Genomic DNA, 255 nt, shown 5'->3' on the forward strand with positions numbered 1-255 from the left:
GTGCCCGGTGGTCGCAAAGGCAGGCGCGGTCCTCGCAGTGATGGGCGTCGGTTCTTCGACGCGATACTGTGGCTTGCCCGGTCCGGAGCGCGCTGGCGTGATCTGCCGGAAGACCGTTTTGGCCCCTATCAGACGGTCAAACGGCGCTATTACCGTTGGATCGAGCAGGGCATATTCGACCGGATTTTCGAAGCAGTTTCTGTCGATCCGGACATGGAGTGGTTGTCCATCGACGCCACGGTTATCCGGGCGCAG

At 61.6% G+C, this 255-nt stretch carries 1 protein-coding gene; it reads left to right on the forward strand.

Features of this window, described 5'->3' with window-relative positions; all coding sequences use genetic code 11:
* Positions 1-255: transposase (locus tag IB244_RS31815; protein ID WP_192307033.1), on the forward strand; the 255-nt coding region annotated here is incomplete at both ends.

It is taken from the genome of Rhizobium sp. RHZ02 (assembly GCF_014851575.1).
Classification (GTDB): Bacteria; Pseudomonadota; Alphaproteobacteria; order Rhizobiales; family Rhizobiaceae; genus Rhizobium; species Rhizobium altiplani.